Origin of the sequence: Streptomyces sp. MZ04 (genome assembly GCF_004684775.1) — a bacterium.
Lineage (GTDB): Bacteria > Actinomycetota > Actinomycetes > Streptomycetales > Streptomycetaceae > Streptomyces.
In genome coordinates this window covers 50,322-68,264 of record NZ_SRIC01000005.1, presented here as the reverse complement: position 1 = coordinate 68,264, position 17,943 = coordinate 50,322, and the positions used below count along the sequence as shown (strand labels likewise).

Sequence of the window (17,943 nt, the reverse complement as noted above, 5' to 3'; positions counted from 1 at the left end):
GCGTGCTGGTGCAGGCGCGGGATATTGCGGGAGGGGGGCGAGGTCAGGCCGGCAGCGCTGCGGTTGATTCCGCAGCGTGCTGCTGGTCGCCGGGGCGCTCCGAGTACTGGCCCTTGGCGAGGCCCAGGGCGTTCTGGCCCAGCCTCAGCAACTGGATGTCCGAGGTACCGCCGGGCGCGCGCAGGTGGTAGGCGTCGCGCAGGTAGCGCTCGATGGGCCGGTCGGTATAGAGACCGGCAGCCGCGTAGATCTCCATGGCAGTGCGGACGGAATCCAGGACTGCCTCTACATTGAAGAACTTGGCATTCATCAGCTCCGCGTCGCACAGCATGCCCCGGTCCTCGAGGCTCACGGCGTGGTAGGCGGTGATCTGCCCGGTCATCACCCGGGACTTGATCAGCCCCAACTTGTTCTTCACGGTTTCCAGTTCATGGAGCGGCTTGCCGTACCGGATGCGCTCCTTGCTGAACGCTGTGGCCGTTTCCAAGATGGCCCGGTGCACGCCGAGGGCGACGGCGGTCAGGTTGGGGCGCCCGTAGAGGATGCTGGAGGAGTAGGCGACATCCTTGCCGTCGCCCTCGACGCCGAGCCGGTTAGCGGCGGGGATGCGGCAGTTGTCGAAGATCAGCTCGCCGAAGGAGAACCCGTGCAGGCCAAGAGTTCCCTGGTGAGGAGAGACCGTCAGGCCGGGCCGGTCGGCCTCGACGAGGAAGGCAGTCAGCCCCCGCGAGCCGTCTCCGGTACGGGCGACGACGCCATGGATATCACCGATGTGGCTGTTGCCGACGTAGACCTTGGCGCCGTTGAGGATGTACGTGTCGCCCTCACGGACGGCGGTGGTCTCCATGCCGAGCACATAGCTGCCAGAGACGTCCTCGGTGACTGCGATAGTGGGCAGGCACGCCCCGGAGGCTACCTTCCGCAGCCAGAACTGTTTCTGCTCCTCGCTGCCGTATCGGAGGATCTTGGCGACGCCGAGCTGGGACGCCTGCGTCATAGCCCCAACCGCAGCGCTGATCCGGGACAGTTCCTCCAGGATCAGTGTCTTGGCGAGGTGTCCGGCGCCCATACCGCCGTACTTGGTCGGGATGGTGACGCCGATCCAGCCGCGGCCTGCGATCTGCTCGGCGAGGTCGCGCTCGATCTTGCGGCTGGCCTCCATATCGGCGACGCGCGGCGCAACGGCATCCTCGGCGAACTGCCGTACCTCATCCCGCAGTTCGCGGTGCTCTCGACTCAGAAACAAGTCTGACATTTCCCTGTTCCCCTCCTTGGGCGGTCGTTCGGCGGTGGGCGGCACGTGCGGGTTGCTACGGGAAGTGGAGGGCCGTCGGCTGGTAGATCTGGCGCATGAGCTCGTAGCGCCGTTCCTTGATCAACTCGAAGTTCGGGGTGCTGGTGTTCTCGTGCAGCGCGGTGGGGCCGACGAAGCAGAGGGTGCCGAAGACCAGGCCGCTGCCGGGGTCGATGAGCGGCGCTCCGGCGTAGGTGCGGATCCCGACGGAGTCGACCACCGGATTGCCCTGGAAGCGGGGGTGCATGTACACGTCGTGCAGCACCAGGACCCCGCGTTTTTGGGCGACTTCGGGGCAGTAGCCGTGATCACCAGGCATCGTCCGGCCGATCTGGGGGACATCACTGGCGACGTACAGGCCCACAAAGTATTGGGTGCCGTCCGGAGTGAAGATGTTGACCATGGCATAGGGGACGCCTGCGCGTGCCGCGAGGTCCCGGGCGAACTCGTCGAGCACGGGATTGTCCTCGGTGAGACCGAGGGCCTGGAGCAACTCCTCGGGCGGGCGGGGAACCATGGCGGGGGGCGAGATCACGGGGAGACTCCCATCGGAGCGGTATGGAAGGACATGGCGTGCTTGATGAGTTCGTTCAGCACGCTGAGGGCCGACTGGCGGTCGCGGGCGTCGCAGGAGACGACCGGCACGTGTGCGGGCACATCGAGTGCGTCGCGCACCGCGTCGGGCGGGTAGCGGCGTTCGGGCGGCTCGAACTCGTTGACGGCGACGATGAAGGGCAGGCCTCGCTGCTCGAAGAAGCCGATGGCAGCGAAGCAGTCCTCCAGCTGACATGTGTCGGCCAGGACTACCGCCCCCCGGGCTCCGTAGGACAGTTCGTCCCAGGTGAACCAGAAGCGGTGCTGCCCGGGGGTACCGAACAGCAGGAGCACCATGTGTCGGGGGTCGGTGAGGGTGATACGACCGAAGTCCATGGCAACCGTCGTTGACTCCTTGGTGCTGCCCTGGGGGAGACGGTCACTGGCCTCGCTGGCCGTGGTGAGGACCGCTTCGGTGCGCATCGCGGGGACTTCACTGAGCGCGCTGACCAGCGTGGTCTTGCCGACCCCGAACCCGCCCGCGACGAGGAATTTCAGGGTTGCGGGGCCTGTTCTGTCGAGGCCTGGCCTGGGCTCAGGCAAGATTACGTAGTCCGACAAGGACATCTCCTAGCAACTGCTCGTCTCCGGCCGGGTCCGGCTGGTGTCCGGTGATGCTGAGTGCGCCGGCTCCCACGAGCTCGGCCGCCAGGATCTTGATGACCTGGACGGGCTGGCCCATCAGCGAGGCCAGTTCGGCAATCGAGAGGGCGGTGCCGGCGCAGAAGCGCAGCACCGCGTCGTCCTCCGGGCTCAGAAGGCCAGGTGCGGCTCGGGTGGTCAGCAGCGATTCCAGGCACAGTCCGTAGTCCTGGTCCGGTTCGGTGCGCCCTCGGGTCAGCAGGTAGGGCCGCACTCCGTGCGCGGCGCCGGTCCACTGCGCGCTGTTGGCCTTGGACACGTCACTGGGCACGGTCGCGGACCGGGGTCGTGAGATGCTCCTCCACGCCCGTGATCAATGCGGCCATCTCGTGGCCGACCACCCGGGGATCGGCGGCCGGACCGGCCCGCACCGCCAGCACTTCGCTCACGTAGTCGGCACCGCGGTCACTGGTACGCATCACATACACGGTGACGCTGGGGAATTGCACGACGACCTGGTGCATGTCCTCGTTGACGCTCGCGAGCGGGAAGGCCAGGGCGCGCAACCCGGACAGTGCTGCCGACAGCTCGTCGGCCGCATCGACATCCATGCCGACCCATACCAGCTTGATCCCGTCCCGGCTTGCCAGGACGGCCTGGGTCACGCCGGGCACTTTGTCGACGAACCGCTGGAGCAGCCATTGGAGGTGTTCGTCATGTCGGGTGATGGTGATATTGCCCTGTGGCACGGGAATTCCCTTCAGGATCAAGAGGCAGAGGGGTGGACGGAGGAGTCGTTCACGAGCTCAGCTCTCTCCCCCGCTCGCGGGCACGCCGTTCCGAGCGCCGTCAGCGCCGTCGGTGAAGTCCGCCATGAGGCCAGGGGCCGGCCGGACCACCACCGGATGACCTCCGGCGGGGACAGCCGGGACAGACCCCCGCGGAGCCTTCGTACGCCGGGGTAGCGGGCGCAGCCCTGCGGCGGGCCGTTCCGTACAGGTGGAGCCCGTGCCCGGCGGAGATGCCGGTTGGCCGCCCGGTACCGGGACAGGCTTCGCTCTGAGCCGGCGAGGCAGTGAGGACGTGGTCGGCTGCACGTCAGGCTGGGCGTGCGGTGAGGTGAGCAGCGCCTCAGGGAACAGGACGGCCGCCCGATGGCCACCCGACTCGCCCGGATGGAGCCGCACGTGGATGTGGTGAGGCGCGGCCAGCCGGCTCGCCACCAGCAGCCCCAGCTGCCCCTGCCGCAGCCGTGCTCCCACATCAACCGTGTGAGGCGCCGCGAGAAGCGCGTTGTGTTCGGCGAGTTGGCCAGCTGACATGGACAGTCCGCTGTCTTCGACCTCGATGAGCAGCCCGCCTGTGACCCGCACGGCGCGTACGTTGACCTCAGTGTGCGGCGGCGAGAAGACGGTGGCGTTCTCCACCAGCTCCGCCAACAAGTGGACCGCTTCCGGCCCCACAAAACCGTGCAGTGCCCAGTCCTGAGGGGCCCGCACCTTCACTCGCGCGAAGTCCTCGACCTCGCTGACCGCCTGACGGAGCGCGGTCTGTACCGGCAGCGGCTGCAGACTTGCGGGAGGCCTGCTTCCGCCCAGGATCGCCAGATTCTCCACATCCCGCTTGATCAGCATCGACAGGTGATCGGTTTTGAAGACCGGTTTGAGGAGTACCGGGTCCTCGATGCCCGATTCGATGAGGGTGAGCACCTCAATCTGACGGCTCAGCTTGGCTCGGAGCCGGGCGGAGATCGCGACCATCATCTCGGCCTGGCCCTGTGCACTCTCCGCCGGACCGTGGCCAACGGCTGCCGCGCGGACGACGGCAATCTGTGCCTCGCTCAGCAACCGCCGAAGGCACTGCTCCACGTACGCCATCGGATCGCCAACGGACACCGTGACCGGACTTTCGGGTTTCACAGGACGGTGGCCCTGCTCGGTCTGGGCGAGCGTGTGCCCGAGCTGGTCTCGCCCGACGGCTATCTGCGCGATCAACCGGTCCAGGAACGGCTGGAGCATGGCCCGCTCCGCAACGGTGACCGGGTCGGGAGCCGACGGAGGCAGTTCGGGTGAGGCAGGTGCGGTCGATCGGAGCGACAGCCACACAGCGCCCGCGGATGCCAGCACCGCAGGCCCTGCCACCATGGGGGCGGACAGCCCGGCTGTGCTGTGAACCGCCCAGGCAGCCCCGACTGCGCCGCCCGCGATGAGGTTGGAGAGTGCACAACGAGTCCGAAGGGTCACGTCCTGCGCCGCCCGAGTACCCGTGGGCTCGGCCCTGCGCCTGCCGCTGCCCGCCATCACTGCCGGCCTTGGTGGCACCGGGAATGCGCCGAGTACCACCGGTCGGCCGTGCCCGACGGCACGGGGATCAGCAGCACGCGACGCGCCATGCAGCACTGCACAGGCCCGACCTCGCCCACCGGCAAAGCGTCGAGCGCGGGCTTGCCGGCTGCCATGCCCACCCGCACCACGTCGAAAGCGGGCGGAAGCACCTCCGGGTGGGGCCATTCCGACAGGTGCACGTCCCACCGGGTCGAGGAGGGCAACAGAACTGCGGGCGAGGAAGACATGAGAACTCCGGTCAGGACGGCGGTGCCGTCGCGCGGGCAGGGGCTATCGGTCACCGGGCATCCGGCCCGCGGGGGCGCAGGCTCTGATGCGGAAGGCATTCGTGCCAAGGGGGTACGAGGGCGAGAGTCATCGGAACTCCGGGGGCAGAGCAGCTGATTCGGATGCGGAACTCATCTGGAATCAAGCCTGATCGCCTCTTCGTGGCACCACTACGCCAAAGCGTGGCCACTTCATGGCCATCTTGAGCGCGCCGGGCCGTCAGCGACGAGAGATTCGCGCTCCGCAAACGAGGCGCGAATGGGAGGAAACCGGGCCATCTTGGCGGCCGCCTTATGGCCCTCGGCGATCTTGGCCACCTTGTGGCCATCTTGCCGAAGGCGCTTGACAACTGCGTGTGAACTCCCCTCGCTGGAGCGTCATTTGTAGAGATTTGAGTGTCATGTCTACGCAACTCATCGCGGTCCAAACCATCTGTGCGTCCAACACGCAGCCGACAAGGGCCGCGCGAGAGTCCTCTGAGGGCCCTTGGAGGGCACCGATGGCGAAGCGATTGGGGCTTGCAGCATTTCGACGCCGAGAAGGACGCCGATCCCAATCCCGAGCGCGATGAGGAACCTGGAACGGTGAATCACCGCCCCGGGTAGCTGCTCGGGGCCATCGCCACGTCAGGCCGTGGCGATGGCCCGCGTTATGGCAGGTCGTCTGCCTGAGACAGCCCTGCTGTCGGCATGGCGCGGACACCACGGTGCGTGGTCGACAGCGGCCCTTCTCCGCTCCAGCGCGCCTCTTCAAGATCAGCTCTGTAGAGATGGCCACAACGTGGCCAAGGTTTGGCGTATCGGTGCCGCATCTCCGTCGGCAGGGTTAGTGCCGGGCCGGAATCCCGGCCCGCGCCACAAGGCGTCTCGAAACGCAAGGAGACGAAGGTGCCGCCGACAGCAGTCGAACTGATCCGGGACCGGAGTCTGGGGCCACTGGTCGACCACCACGCCTTCGTACTCACCGCCAAGAAGGAACCGCTGGCGTGGGCCCGCAAGACGGTCCGCGAGTTGTTGAAGGACCGGACCGACCAGGGAGGGGTCGACGACACCGTGCTGGTCGCAACTGAACTCCTCACCAACGCAATTCGGCACGCGGGCGGACCCGTATCTCTCACCCTCGACCTCTACGAGAAAGGCGTCACCGTGGGCGTCGTCGACCGCGGAAAGGACACCACTGCCCTTCCGGCCGCTCCCGTCAGCCTCTTGGCAGGCCTGCAGGATGAGGAGGCCGCCAAGGTGAGCAGAGAGGACTTGCCCGAGAGCGGCCAGGGCCTGTACCTGATCTCCGCGTTCTCCACCGCCTGGGCCGTCGAGCCCGCCCACGAGGGCAAGGTCGTGACGGCCGCCATCTGCCTGGCGGGGAGCACCGCGTGACCGCTCACGACCTCGGAGCCCGTCACCTGTGCCGTGGCATCCTCGCCCATCCCCTCGGACTCCACTGCAACGTCTCGGCTGGCCACGCGACCCTGGAAGGATTGCCGAGGGTCAGCGAGTTCGTAAGCGGGCTCCACCGCGCGGTCGAACTGGGTGCAACCTTCATGGACACCTCTGACTCCTACGGCAGCGGGCACTCAGAACGCGTCCTCGGCCAGTTCTCCCGCCAGCACCCCGATGTGCCCCTCCAGTTGAGCAGCAAGGTCGGGCACATACGCGGCAGTGCCGAGCATCCCTACGCCGGCCGCCACATCCACCACCAGCTCGAGCAGACGTTGGAAAACCTGTACGCCGAGCAGCTCGATCTGTACACGCTCGACAGTTTCGACTTCGGCCCTGGAGATCGCTACCTCGGCAATGCAATCGACTCCATGCGGACGCTCCGGGAAGTGGAGTCGATCAATGCGATCGGGATGCGGGGACCGTTCACGCACTACGCGGCTTCCCCTGAGGAGTGGGCGGCGCAAGCGGAGCGATTCCTGTACCTGTTCCGTCTGATCAAGCCGGACGTGGTCTGGACTAGGTTCAACGCCTTCACCCCCGCTGTCTCACTCGAAGGGGAGGACCTGTTCGCCTTCACGGCCCGGCAGGGTGTCGGCCTGGTGCTGGCGGCTCCACTCGCCCATGGTGTGCTTGCTGGCACGAGCACAGCGCGGACATGGGCGCGGGCCGCTGCGGTCTCCCCGCGGCGTACGGCACAGGTGACTCCACTAGTAGAACGGGCCGATGAGCGGCTGCACGCCCTCCGCAGTCACTTCGGTGACGGCCCTGGGACCCTGACCCGGTTAGCCCTCCGCTCATCCTTGCAGCGCGGCGATCACTGCGTGGTCGTCGTCGGCTGCAGCAATAGGGATCAGGTGGAAGAGAACTACGGCTGCTTGGGCGCCCCCCTCACGGCTCTGGAGCTCGAGATGGTCGACGACGCCTACGGTGATCTCCGCGCGCATCTGCAGGATGCAGCGACACGCTCGCCCGTCAAGGAACTGCAGCCATGAGCACCAGGCTTCCGGTCTGCCAGACCACACTCTTCGCGTGCGGGACCCACAGTCGGCCGGACCAGAGAGAAGCACGCCTCACAGTCGCCTGACCACGTCGTCCGTGGCAACGATCAGCGGCGCTCTGCGGAGGCGACGAGCTGCCCGCTCGCGCGGGTGATCCGGGACAGGACGTACCCCGCGGGGAACAGCGGTGCAGCGGCCGCCGTGGCCACGGCCTGCGAGGGCTCCGGAACAGGATGAAGAAGGGTGAGGCGGTCCACCATTCGTGCGTTGAGGAGCCGCTCGCCCAGATTCGAGGGCCCGACGAGCAGTACCGTGCGGGCTCCGGCCTCGGTGAGTGCGACGACCGCGCCCACAGGGCCATCGGGCAGAGGACGGGCCGGCACGCTGAAGGCACTCCCATGGCTGTCCGCCCGGCCTTCCTCAGCCGAGCCGTCGATGGAGATCACCAGATCGTGCACGTGGCGCTGACGTTCGATCTCGGCGAGCGCCTCTGCTCCAGGGGCGATGGGCTTCCCGGTGACGTCAGTCTGGATCACCAGGTGAAGGAGGGGACGCTGATACGACAGGGACGCGCGCCAGGGCCCGAGCACCGCAAGTGCTTCCTCCTCCAGGACGTGCGTTTCGACGTCGACGCCTGCCTGACGGAGCCGCGCGGCTCCGCCCTCACCCCGCGAGGTGGGATCCATGACCGCGATCAGCACGCGCGCGATCTTGGCGTCCAAGAGGGCCTGGTGACAGGCAGGCGTGAGTCCGTCGTGGTTGCAGGGTTCCAGCGTTACCACGGCCGTGCCCCCCTCGGCCTGGATGCCAGCGGCCGCGAGCGCATTGACCTCGGCGTGCGCCGTCCCTTTGCGCAGGTGGTACCCCTCACCCACCGTATGACCCGAGGCATCAAGAATCACGCAGCCGACGGCCGGGTTTGGACTGGTGGCACCAAGCCCGCTCGCGGAGATGATGATGGCGCGCCGCATCGCCGCCAGCTCCACCGACGTGGGCATAGACCCCTCCCTCACCTCTGCGCGACGGCCCTGATCAGCTCGGCCACCCCGGGGGTGTCAGGGGCGGACCGCATCGCGTCAACGGCGGCGATCGTCTCACGGAGGGTGCGCGCCGATCCGCCGCTGCGGGCGATAGCCAGCGCCTTGTGGGCGTGGTCGACGCCTTGGTCCATGGCATCGGTCCGAGCATGGGCCGTGGCCAGGCGAGCGTGAAGGAGGCCGCGGTCACGACGGTAGACCTGGGGCATGGCGGCGAGTGCGGCGGACAGGATTGGGACGGCGCGGTTCGGGAGGTTCAGGAGGAGCCAGCAGTTCGCGCGCTGGCCCTCAAGGTACGCCAGGGTCGCGAAGTCGCCATGACCGCTGCGGCCGTCGCCAGCGGTCTCGGGTCGTGCGGCGAAGGCCTCGGCCTGATCAATGAGTCGGTGGCAGGCCACTTCCTCTCCGGCGAGGGCGTAGCCGTGGGCTTCCTGCTGGAGGGCGGCCGCGCGCATCTGCGGGGTGAGGATGCGGTCATAGCGTTGGACGGCGCGGGAGAGGCTGATGCTCTGGGCGGAGCGACCAGCGGCGGTGGCCTGTTGGGCACGCCGGAACAGGGTCCAGGCGGTCATGACGTTGTCGCCAGCTTCGACTGCCCACGCCATGGCCTGGTTGGTCCAGTGCGCGGCCTGGGCGGTGCCTTCGGTGTCGGCTGCGTTGTCCTCGTGGAGCCAGGCTGCGGACTCGGCATAGCGGGCGGCCAGGACCAGGACATCATCGCGCAGGTGAGGGCTGGCGCACTCGAGGAGGTCCTGGAGGACGCCGAGGTGTTGGTGGACACCCTCAAGGGCGTGCCGGGGGCCTAGGAGGTTGTCGCTCTGGACGAGCATGTGCCACATCTCGCGCAGATGGCAGAGGAGAACCTCGTCCTCGTCCGGCGTCATCTGGTGGAGGTGAGGCCGTGCGGAGATCCCGGGTTGCCCTGGAAGGAGCGGAAGTGCCGCGGCGCTGCCGGCCAGGAGCAGCTGGCGTCGGTCCACATCTGCGCCTTCCTGTGGGAAGAGCGGGTCTGGGGTGAGGATTCCCCCTTGGCGCGGTCCCGACCCAGGGGAGGTGAGAGAAGCAGTGCGCCTGTCTGCAGGCGGTTGCTCAACATCGCGATCACCGGGTGCGGCGGGAGCTTCGAACAGCAGCGCGGCGGGCTGCTGGAGAAGGTGCTCCAGGATGGCCCGAGTGTCCCGTTGTGGCAGGCCCTTCAGCCCACCGGCCATCCACCGATCGAAGGTACGGCGAGCGACGGAGACATCCCTCAGGCGGCGATTCCCGGTCTGCTCGGCCAGCTCCCGTGCTGCTTTGGAGAAGTGAGGGCTGAACGTCTCGAGCTCGGTCCAGTGCCGCTCCTGAACCAGCTGGCGGAACAACGTCATCCGGATCGTGTGCATCGTGCGCTGCTCACCCCAACCAGGCTGGCCCCGTCAGCCCTGCTGCTGGCCGGACGGGGTGGGTAGGTCCGACCGTGGGCGCAGGGGAACGCTCCGTACGACGCGCCAGCGGTAGGTCGGCAAGGCGCCGGTGGTGCGCCGGAGTTCGACGAGTTCCACACTGCTGATCTCCAAGGAGACCGGTTCGAGACCGCGCAGGCGAGCAACACTTTCGATCACGGGCGCAGCGGGGCGCTCCCGGTTGCTGTACTGGACACCCAGGTGAGGCCGGAAGGCGGCCGTGGGCTTTCCTCCGGGGACGCCCACGCGCTGGCCGATCTCGCTGAGGGCGGCATGGAGGCAGACCAGCGGCGACCACGGCGCGAGAGAGAACCGCACGGCCCCCCGCGAGCCGGCCAAGGGATGGGCGGCGATCTGGAAGGTGGTGCACGGCAGCTCTTGCGCCAGGTCAGCAAGGAACCGGACCTGACCATTCGACACCAGGGTGGTGCTTCCAATGCGGGTCATCGTCACATGGAGACCGTCCTCGGGTACGGGGTCCATGCCCAGGTGCGCTAGTTCGTCCTGGCAGACCTTCGCGCGGCTGAGCAGGTCAGCGGCATCGGGGAACGTCAGCATCCAGTAGTAGGCACGGTACCCCTCGGTCCACCCGGGACGCGCCCAGTGATTGGTCATCTGCTCGACGGCAGTGAACGCCTGCCAGTCGTGTTCCACGAGTGGCCCGGCGCTGTCGAGGTCTGGTGGCGGCCGGTGCGGAAACGCTCCGGGGTAGACGTCCAGTTCGGGCGTCACGACTCTCCTCATTCTCACTGCTGCAGCGCGAGTTCCGCGCCCGAACCGCTGACGATCGATTTGGCCTGAGGGTGTGAGCGCCAGGTCCGAAGTCCTTCGGCATAGTCGCTTACATCGGGCTCGGCATGCCAGCGCGCGGCGCGCTCGTACAACTCGTTCGCCCTCTGCCATACAGATGCGATGGGTGCTGTGGTTCCGGCGTGGAGCGCACGCCGCCCCAGTGCCATGGCGTGTTCCACCTCCGGCTGCTTGTGCTGGAGAAGCGCCGCGGCAACATCAAGACGAACCAGCGCCCGGCTCCACTCGGAATCGGACTTCTCGAGCAAACCGTCGATCTGGTCGGCGCAGGAAAGAACTTCGCCGGTGTCGTTGAGGGACAGCCGCGCGGTGATCTCGTTGGCCAGGGTGCGGGCCAGGCTGTAGGGAGCAAAGGAGATGCACGAGGTGATTCCTGAGGGCAGGGAGGGCTGGCGTTCGGAGACGTCCTGCGCTCTCCCGATGGCCCGCTCCGCGCCCCTCCGGTCGCCGAGTCGGGCCAGAGCGCGCGCTCGTCCGTTGATCAGGAGCCGGATGGCCTGGCCATCGTCGGGCGCCAGGTCGATTCCGGCGGCGGCCGCCGCATCAGCCTCGCTGTAACGATGCTGGTAGTACAGGCTCAGCGACCGGGTGCCAGCAGCCCACATTCGGAGCTGGGTATCGCCGATGTGCTCGGCGAGCAACTCGGCCTCCGCGCAGTACGCTTCCGCAACAGCAGGTTCGGCTCCGGCGTTGACGGCCATATAGGCCAAGAGGCCTGCCGCCCGCCCGGTGAGCCCGAACAGCTCAGCATGCACGGCCGGTAAGTGCTGGCTGCCCAGTAGCCCATGCAGTGTGCCCCGAAGGACTCGCGCCTCACCGGCCAACATCTGAGGACCGCGGCTCTCGTAGCGGTCGACGATCCCCTGGAGCTGCCCGCTGAGCAGTTCCAGCATCGCCGCATCGGTGCTGGAACTGGTCAGCAACTGCGTCTGCGCGATCACCGCATGCGCGTCGTCAAAGGCGCCGCCGGGCGTGTCTTCGGAAGGCAGGGCGGCAGGCGGCGAGCCCGCCGGAGCCGTGAGTCTGGGGCGGGTCGCAGCCTTAACTCTGCTGTTCGGGGTAGCGAACAGCTCCGAGACGGGCCGCTCGAAGAGGTGCTCCAGAATGATCCGGGTGTTCTTCTGCGGCAGTCCCCTCAGCTCGCCGGCCAGCCACCGTTCGAAGGTCCGGCGGGTGACAGAGACAGCCGCGAGGTGACGGTCACCGGTCTGCTCGGCCAGCTCCCGTGCCGCTTTGGTGAAGTGGGTACTGAAGGTCTCGAGTGCGGTCCAGTGCCGCTCCTTAACCATCTTGCAGAACAACGACATCGGCATCGTGTGCGCCTCCAGGACCTGGCCGTGTCGGCCCAGCTCGTCGAACGTCAGCATCGGAACGCCGGTCAGGCTCGCCAGCCGAGGCCGCGCCGAATAGCTCGGCGCAGGGGAACCCGAGAAGGTGCTCCAGGACCGCCCGGGTGTGACACTGCGGCACGCCGTGCACTTCGTCGGCCATCCACCGGTCGAAGGTGCGCCGGGCGACGGTGACGCCCATCAGCGCCGGCGAGTCAGACGTGACTGCCACATCTTGGGCTGCCCGCGCGAAGTGCCCAGCAAATACACACCAGTTGTCCCATTGGCGCTCCTGTACCAGCAGGCGGAACAGCGTGGGGCGGGCGGGCATCTCGAACCTTCCTGGGGGTGAAGGTGATAGAGCGTGCATCCGGGCTACGTGAGCTGGGTCACGACGCAACTATGCTCGCCACTCTATGGAGTTGGCAACCCTCACTCTGCAACATGCATAGTTCGAGCTGCAGTCTGGCTGCCTTACGAGTGCCGTGGCACACTGCACCGAACGACCGCCGCCGGACGGGAGCGAGGCCCGACATGAGTGAACCAAGGTCGGCCCCGACGGTGCTGGAGATCGTCCTCGGCCGACGACTGGCCGCCCTGCGCGACGCAGCCGGGTTCACGGCAGCGCAGGCCGCCAAACGTCTGCGCATGTCCCCGTCGACGATCACAAGGATGGAAAAGTCCGAAACGGCGCTGAAGTACACGACCGCAAAAGCGCTGCTTGAAATCTATGGCGTCAGCCAGTCGGAGACCGAAGAGTTCCTCCACCTGCTCGACCAGGCAACGACGCCTGGCTGGTGGCAGAGCTTCCGCGATGTACTGCCTGCCTGGTTCGGCGTGCATGTCTCGTTGGAAACCGCCGCAACCAACATCCGCACCTACGAGCCCGCCGTTGTCCCTGGCCTTCTCCAAACGCCGGCCTACGCACGCGCCGTGCTGGAGCGCGGCCTTCCCCGCATGTCTTCTGATGTCCTGGAGCGGCGGGTCGATCTGCGCGCCGCACGCCAAGCGCTCCTCACGCGCACGGATCCGTCGCCGCCTCAGCTGTGGGCGGTTCTGGACGAGACAGTTCTCCGTCGACCAGCGGGCAGTTCGGACGTAATGCGAGGTCAGATTGATCATCTGCTGGAGATGGCCGACCTGCCTAATGTGACGCTGCAGGTATGCCCCTTCTCGGCAGGGCTTCATCCGGGCGCATTCGGACCGTTCACCATCTTCCGGTTCGACATTCCGGAGCTTCCGGACGTCGTCTGCACCGACAGCTTGAGCCGCGCCGCCTACGGCGAGGAGAAAGAAGAGGTCGCGCTCTTTCGCGAAGCCTTGGGCGAGATGAGCGTGTACGCACTATCAAAGGAAGACACCAAGAGATTCCTTGGTGACATTTGCAAGGAGCTATACCCATGAGTTTTGTCCTGAGCGCCGCCTCTGAACTGGGCACAGAGGAGTGGCTGAAGCCCTGGAGCGGCACCAACGGCGGCAACTGTGTTGAGGCAAAGAAGCTCGGAGATGGACGTGTGGCCCTGCGGCAGTCGAAAGAGCCAGACGGACCCGCCCTCATCTACACGGAGGAAGAGATCAACGCCTTCATCACCGGAGCCAAAGCTGGCGAAGCAGACTACCTCCTCTCCTGACCCAGACAGGGTGCGACCAGCAGCAAAGTCAGTAAGAGCTCCAAACAGAATGAAGGAAGAGGCATGACCTTACGGCCAATCGACACCAGCCGCCCCCACCCGGCCCGCATGTACGACTACTACCTCGGCGGGAAGGACAGCTATCCCGTCGACGAGGAGGCTGCCGGGCGGGTGATATCCCTGGTTCCGCATATCAAGGTCGTCGCGCAGGCCAACAGGAGGTTCATGCATCGAGCTTCTCGATTCTTGGCCGACCGCGGAATCCATCAGTTCCTGGACATCGGAACTGGCATCCCGACCGAGCCCAATCTCCATCAGGTCGTCCAAGCGGTCAGCCCAAGGGCGCATGTGGTCTACGTAGACAACGACCCCGTCGTTCTCCGCCACGCAGAGGCCCTTCTGCGGAGCACACCCGAGGGGAAGACCCAGTACATCGAGGCAGATGTCCGGGAGCCCGAAAAGATCATCGAGGACGCTAGGGCGACCCTCAACTTCGAGGGACCGGTTGCACTTTCACTCGTTGCCCTACTGCACTTCGTCTCCGACGAGCACAAACCTTACGAGCTCGTCCGCGAGCTGTTGTCCTCCCTTCCTTCCGGGAGTTTCCTCATGCTCTCGCATGTGACAGGGGACTTCGATCCCGCGGCCTGGGACAAGGCCGTTGAGATCTATCGCAAGAGTGGTGTCCCTGCCCAAGTACGCTCCCGCGACGAGTTCGCTCGGTTCTTCGACGGGCTTGAGCTCGTCGACCCAGGTGTACAGGTCGCCACCAGGTGGCACCCGGATCCCGACCAAGAGATCAACGACGCGCAGGTGCCCCTCTATGTCGGAGTCGCCCAGAAGCCGTAGGGCCCCGGACTCCCGGTGCGTGAACCCGCCGAGCACATGCCCTTCTTCCGCTCGACTGGCAGGCGCTGGCATCCAGGGCCGTCGCAGTCCTCGGCCAAGTGCCCGGTCAGCACCCGTACTTGTCGAGCACCGTCCGGGTGGCCCGGCCAACGGGACGCAGCGGGTGCATGCCGCCGTCCTCCGCCGGGCCCAGGCGCAGCGTCGTGCCGCCGCCGATCGGAACGACGATGAGCACGCCGTCACTGACGCGCGACTGGACGGCGTCATGCCGGTACGGGCTGGCCGCCAGGCATCCGTCCGTGTACTCCCGCTCGTACCGGTCGTAGGGACCGGCAAAGAAGTGGTCGGCGACGGGCCCCTGCCCCTGCCCCACGAAGAGGGCGACAACGGCGGCGACGGCCCCCGGCACCGCGGCGCGGACACCGGGTGCCTGGATCAGCTTCGGTCCGAACCGGTAGATGGCTCCGATGCCAAGGCCCACGATGGCACCCGCCGCCAGGAACAGCAGCGTGCCGTGGGACGCCAACACCTGGGCGCGTTGACCGAAGGTGAGCGGCAGCCCGGTGCATGTCATCACCAACAGCGCCAGTCCGGCCAGCGTCGCGATCTGGAAGACGCTGAGCTTGTCCGGCCACGTCGGCCGGTGTGGGACCAGTGCTTGTTCGCGTGCCACCCAGCGGCCGACGCCACGCAGCTTCCCCGCCTGCGGTCGGACGCCATCCGCGCGGTGTTCGACGAGCAGGGCCAGGACCGCGTCGCCGAAGGCGAGGGCCCGCTGGTGCACGCTAGCCCGGTCAGTCGCCAGCTGGTTGAACGCGGCGATCCTGTCGGGCCGGATACGCGTCCCTTGCCCGCGCGGAAAGGCACGGTTCAGAGGGTGCCCGGGGTCAGGGAAGCCGGGCAGAGTGGGGGCGGACCGGCCGGCGTTGCCGACGAGCTCGTCGATCGGGCTGCTGGTCGGGGAGGGGATGTACGACTCGTACATCCGATCACGCCGCCGGTGGCCGGTGAGGCTGGCCTGCAGGGCCTCGGCCTGCTCGATCACGGCGTCGAGCAGCGGCTCGGGCGGTGCGCTGCGCACCTGCTCCAGTGCGCCACGCCGGGGAATGGTCCGCCACACCCCGCCGAGCCGGTTCAGCGCCTGGTCCCTCCACGCGTCGCGGAGGCACGGCCACACCCGGGCGACGGGCAGTCGCCGGGGCGGGCGCCGATCGGCGAGATGAACGTGCAACAGGATGAGGGCGCTGCGCAGATAGTCAGTCTCGGCCGTGTGCTTGATTGCGACGGCGGTGTTGCGTTCACTGATCGTGGCGTCTGTGTCGATCTCGCGAACACGTCGGGTGGCGGCGCGAGCCGCGTCGCCCTGGGCGCGCAGCTCGGCGATCGCTTGGTGCCAGCGGCCGCTCATCCCGTCCCCCTACTCCGCCCATGTCCTGCCGCTCCGAGATTACCGGCCCTGTCCAGCGCCGGGCGGCAGACCGATCAACACCGCCGGTCGGGGCGGGTGTTAGGCGGCCTGGGCCCCTTCTTCGACATGCTGAAGGTGCTCGGCCTTTCCGGTCTGCGAGGCGGCCGGTTGGCTCTGCTGGTCGAGGCTGGACCAGTCCAGGTCCACGTACGCAGCCCCTCTTCTCTCCAGGATCGGCCCGTACTCCTTCACCAGTCGCCGGTACTCGTTGCCGCCCGAGCGTGGGTTCGTGTATCCCGCCCACCTGGCCAAGTCGCCTTTGTCCAGCGGCAGTCCCGCGACGTGGTGGGCGACATAGATCCGCTCGGCGAGCTGCCGCGGCCCTTCATCCTTCGGGAGCGTGGACAGGTCGATCTGGATGCGTTGCTGCCCGCGCACGGCATCGTCGCCGGTTCCGGAGGAGGCGTGCTCGTGCTGCGTGTCGGGCTCCCTGCCTTCAGGGTCTTCGTCGGCTGACGCCCCTGCTTGGGCCTCGCCGTGTGCGGCGGCGCTGTCCTCTGTCTCCTGTGCGAAGCTCTCGGAGCCAGTCGCGAACCGCTCTCCTTCCTCTGCTCCGGGGCCGGGGTCGGTCTCCGCTTTGGGGGCAGCCGGCTCGGTCTCAGGCTCAGGGGCGGGCGCTGGCTGGGCGGCCTCCGTAACCGGTTCGGGTTCCGGGGTGGCGCCGGAGTCGGCGACGGCGGCCGCGAACGATGCCCCGTGGTCGCCATCCTTCTCGGTCGGCGCGGCAGGTTCGCTGACCGCGGCCGCGGGCAGCGGTGCGGCGGTGGCTGCGGGAACGGAGGGCTGCACGCCCTGCTCGGCAGGCGGCTGGGCAGCGGCGGGCAAAGGGTTCACCACGGGCGTCATCCCTTTGCCCACGGCGGCTACGGCGGGGGAAGAGGGCGGGACAGTACCGGTGTTCTCCAGCGGCACGTCGACGACGGCCGCGGGCGGAGGCGTCGTCGGGACGGGCTCGACCGCCGCCGGCAGCGGGCGCCGGGATCCGGTCACGCGGACGTTGTCGACCGTCGAGATCAGCTCCTTCCTCCACGCCTGCCACATCCGCACGGGAGCGCCGATCGGCCAGGGCAGCCACAGCAGAAGGCTGTAGCCCCGTTCCCTACCGGCCTTGCGCCGCTTCTGCCGGCCCATGATCACCTGCTCGATCTTGTAGAGCAGCATCTCGAGCAGCACGGCGTAGACCAACGGCGGCACCACCGCGAGGAAGGCGCTCCCGGCGCCCGCTTCTGGCGCGTGGAGCAGGTTCATCGCCGCCGAGGCGCTGACGAATCCCAGCAGCAGGATCCGGGTGATGCCGGAGGAGCGCAGGGTGAGGGCCTCGAAGAAGCGGATCAGGGACAGGCTCAGCGCGCCGGCGTCCAGCAGCAGCGCGAACCCGGTCGCCGCGTCCCAGTCCCCTCCGTTGTGTGCGTGGGCGTACTCGCGCTGCGCCCCAAAGCTGAGCCAGGCGGCGATGCCCGCGAGGACGAACATCATCACGCAGCCGATGGCGAGCGCGATCACGGCCAGACGGCGCTGCCAGGCCTGGCGGTTTTGCAGGGCGAGCTGGGCGCGTTCCTCGGCGGTGGCGTGCTGCTGATTGGCGCGGCGCCGGTGGCCGAGCAGCATGCCGACGGTTACGGCCGCGCCGATCCCTGCGACGGCGAGGCCGGCGGGCAGCGCCCACGGGGACAGGTCCATCACCGGCCTCCTTCCTGGGCGGGCCCTGCCAAGGCGGCGGGCTCCACGGACGGGTCGGCGGCGTGCTGCCGGCGGATCATGTGCGCGGTCTCCTTGATCGGGCGGTTAGCCGAAGAGGCTCCTCGCTCTCTACAGGTGTTCGGGAGCGGTGCGGTGTGACACCGAGGGACGGCGGATCT

Annotated in this window: 18 protein-coding genes; 5 read left to right on the top strand and 13 right to left on the bottom strand. The window is 67.7% G+C overall.

Annotated elements, in window-relative coordinates:
- Positions 1 to 43: 43 nt before the first annotated feature.
- The 7 genes from E2651_RS02655 to E2651_RS02625 form a co-directional block, all read right to left on the bottom strand.
- Positions 44 to 1,255 (bottom strand): acyl-CoA dehydrogenase family protein, encoded by a 1,212-nt coding sequence (locus E2651_RS02655; RefSeq protein ID WP_135329309.1) that lies wholly within the window; start codon positions 1,253 to 1,255, stop codon positions 44 to 46.
- 55 nt (positions 1,256 to 1,310) lie between these two features.
- Entirely contained in the window at positions 1,311 to 1,829 is a 519-nt protein-coding gene (locus E2651_RS02650) for a GAF domain-containing protein (RefSeq protein WP_135329308.1), read from the bottom strand.
- Positions 1,826 to 2,434 carry an ATP/GTP-binding protein gene (locus E2651_RS02645; RefSeq protein ID WP_245238528.1) on the bottom strand — a complete coding sequence of 203 codons (609 nt, stop codon included), beginning with the start codon at positions 2,432 to 2,434 and terminating at the stop codon, positions 1,826 to 1,828. Before E2651_RS02645 ends, E2651_RS02650 begins: the two co-directional genes overlap by 4 nt.
- Positions 2,424 to 2,801, bottom strand: a complete 378-nt coding sequence (locus E2651_RS02640; protein WP_167828669.1) for a DUF742 domain-containing protein — start codon at positions 2,799 to 2,801, stop codon at positions 2,424 to 2,426. The genes E2651_RS02645 and E2651_RS02640 overlap by 11 nt, the downstream gene beginning before the upstream one ends.
- Positions 2,791 to 3,240, bottom strand: a complete 450-nt coding sequence (locus E2651_RS02635; protein ID WP_135329305.1) for a roadblock/LC7 domain-containing protein — start codon at positions 3,238 to 3,240, stop codon at positions 2,791 to 2,793. The genes E2651_RS02640 and E2651_RS02635 overlap by 11 nt, the downstream gene beginning before the upstream one ends.
- Positions 3,241 to 3,276: 36 nt before the next feature.
- On the bottom strand, positions 3,277 to 4,488 hold the full coding sequence (locus E2651_RS02630; RefSeq protein ID WP_135329304.1) for an ATP-binding protein: 1,212 nt from the start codon (positions 4,486 to 4,488) through the stop codon (positions 3,277 to 3,279).
- A gap of 281 nt (positions 4,489 to 4,769) precedes the next feature.
- Positions 4,770 to 5,096: a hypothetical protein gene (locus E2651_RS02625; protein WP_135329303.1), complete on the bottom strand. Its 327-nt coding sequence runs from the start codon at positions 5,094 to 5,096 to the stop codon at positions 4,770 to 4,772.
- An 873-nt stretch (positions 5,097 to 5,969) separates the two neighbouring features.
- On the opposite strand from E2651_RS02625, the gene E2651_RS02620 reads away from it, so the two are divergent.
- Together E2651_RS02620 and E2651_RS02615 are read left to right on the top strand one after the other, a co-directional pair.
- Positions 5,970 to 6,458 (top strand): ATP-binding protein, encoded by a 489-nt coding sequence (locus tag E2651_RS02620; RefSeq protein ID WP_167828668.1) that lies wholly within the window; start codon positions 5,970 to 5,972, stop codon positions 6,456 to 6,458.
- Entirely contained in the window at positions 6,455 to 7,513 is a 1,059-nt protein-coding gene (locus E2651_RS02615; protein ID WP_135329301.1) for an aldo/keto reductase, read from the top strand. The genes E2651_RS02620 and E2651_RS02615 overlap by 4 nt, the downstream gene beginning before the upstream one ends.
- 113 nt (positions 7,514 to 7,626) lie before the next feature.
- On the opposite strand, the gene E2651_RS02610 is transcribed toward E2651_RS02615, so the two are convergent.
- From E2651_RS02610 to E2651_RS02595, 4 genes are all read right to left on the bottom strand, one after another.
- Positions 7,627 to 8,517 (bottom strand): bifunctional diaminohydroxyphosphoribosylaminopyrimidine deaminase/5-amino-6-(5-phosphoribosylamino)uracil reductase RibD, encoded by an 891-nt coding sequence (locus E2651_RS02610; protein ID WP_135329300.1) that lies wholly within the window; start codon positions 8,515 to 8,517, stop codon positions 7,627 to 7,629.
- A gap of 11 nt (positions 8,518 to 8,528) precedes the next feature.
- Positions 8,529 to 9,536, bottom strand: a complete 1,008-nt coding sequence (locus E2651_RS43645; RefSeq protein WP_167828667.1) for a hypothetical protein — start codon at positions 9,534 to 9,536, stop codon at positions 8,529 to 8,531.
- Positions 9,537 to 9,971: 435 nt separating this feature from the next.
- Positions 9,972 to 10,730 (bottom strand): 2'-5' RNA ligase family protein, encoded by a 759-nt coding sequence (locus E2651_RS02600; RefSeq protein ID WP_135329299.1) that lies wholly within the window; start codon positions 10,728 to 10,730, stop codon positions 9,972 to 9,974.
- Between the two features lie 14 nt (positions 10,731 to 10,744).
- On the bottom strand, positions 10,745 to 12,175 hold the full coding sequence (locus tag E2651_RS02595) for a hypothetical protein (protein WP_245238525.1): 1,431 nt from the start codon (positions 12,173 to 12,175) through the stop codon (positions 10,745 to 10,747).
- Positions 12,176 to 12,670: 495 nt separating this feature from the next.
- Between E2651_RS02595 and E2651_RS02590 the strand changes: the two genes are divergently transcribed.
- The 3 genes from E2651_RS02590 to E2651_RS02580 all read left to right on the top strand — a co-directional run bounded on the left by E2651_RS02590 (position 12,671) and on the right by E2651_RS02580 (position 14,616).
- On the top strand, positions 12,671 to 13,540 hold the full coding sequence (locus tag E2651_RS02590; RefSeq protein WP_135329298.1) for a helix-turn-helix transcriptional regulator: 870 nt from the start codon (positions 12,671 to 12,673) through the stop codon (positions 13,538 to 13,540).
- On the top strand, positions 13,537 to 13,767 hold the full coding sequence (locus E2651_RS02585) for a DUF397 domain-containing protein (RefSeq protein WP_135329297.1): 231 nt from the start codon (positions 13,537 to 13,539) through the stop codon (positions 13,765 to 13,767). The genes E2651_RS02590 and E2651_RS02585 overlap by 4 nt, the downstream gene beginning before the upstream one ends.
- Positions 13,768 to 13,830: 63 nt before the next feature.
- Positions 13,831 to 14,616, top strand: a complete 786-nt coding sequence (locus tag E2651_RS02580; protein ID WP_135329296.1) for an SAM-dependent methyltransferase — start codon at positions 13,831 to 13,833, stop codon at positions 14,614 to 14,616.
- 106 nt (positions 14,617 to 14,722) lie between these two features.
- Here the strand turns inward: E2651_RS02580 and E2651_RS02575 are convergent, their stop codons facing one another.
- On the bottom strand, positions 14,723 to 16,024 hold the full coding sequence (locus E2651_RS02575; RefSeq protein WP_135329295.1) for a hypothetical protein: 1,302 nt from the start codon (positions 16,022 to 16,024) through the stop codon (positions 14,723 to 14,725).
- Between the two features lie 99 nt (positions 16,025 to 16,123).
- Entirely contained in the window at positions 16,124 to 17,764 is a 1,641-nt protein-coding gene (locus E2651_RS02570) for a DUF2637 domain-containing protein (RefSeq protein ID WP_135329294.1), read from the bottom strand.
- Positions 17,765 to 17,943: the final 179 nt, after the last annotated feature.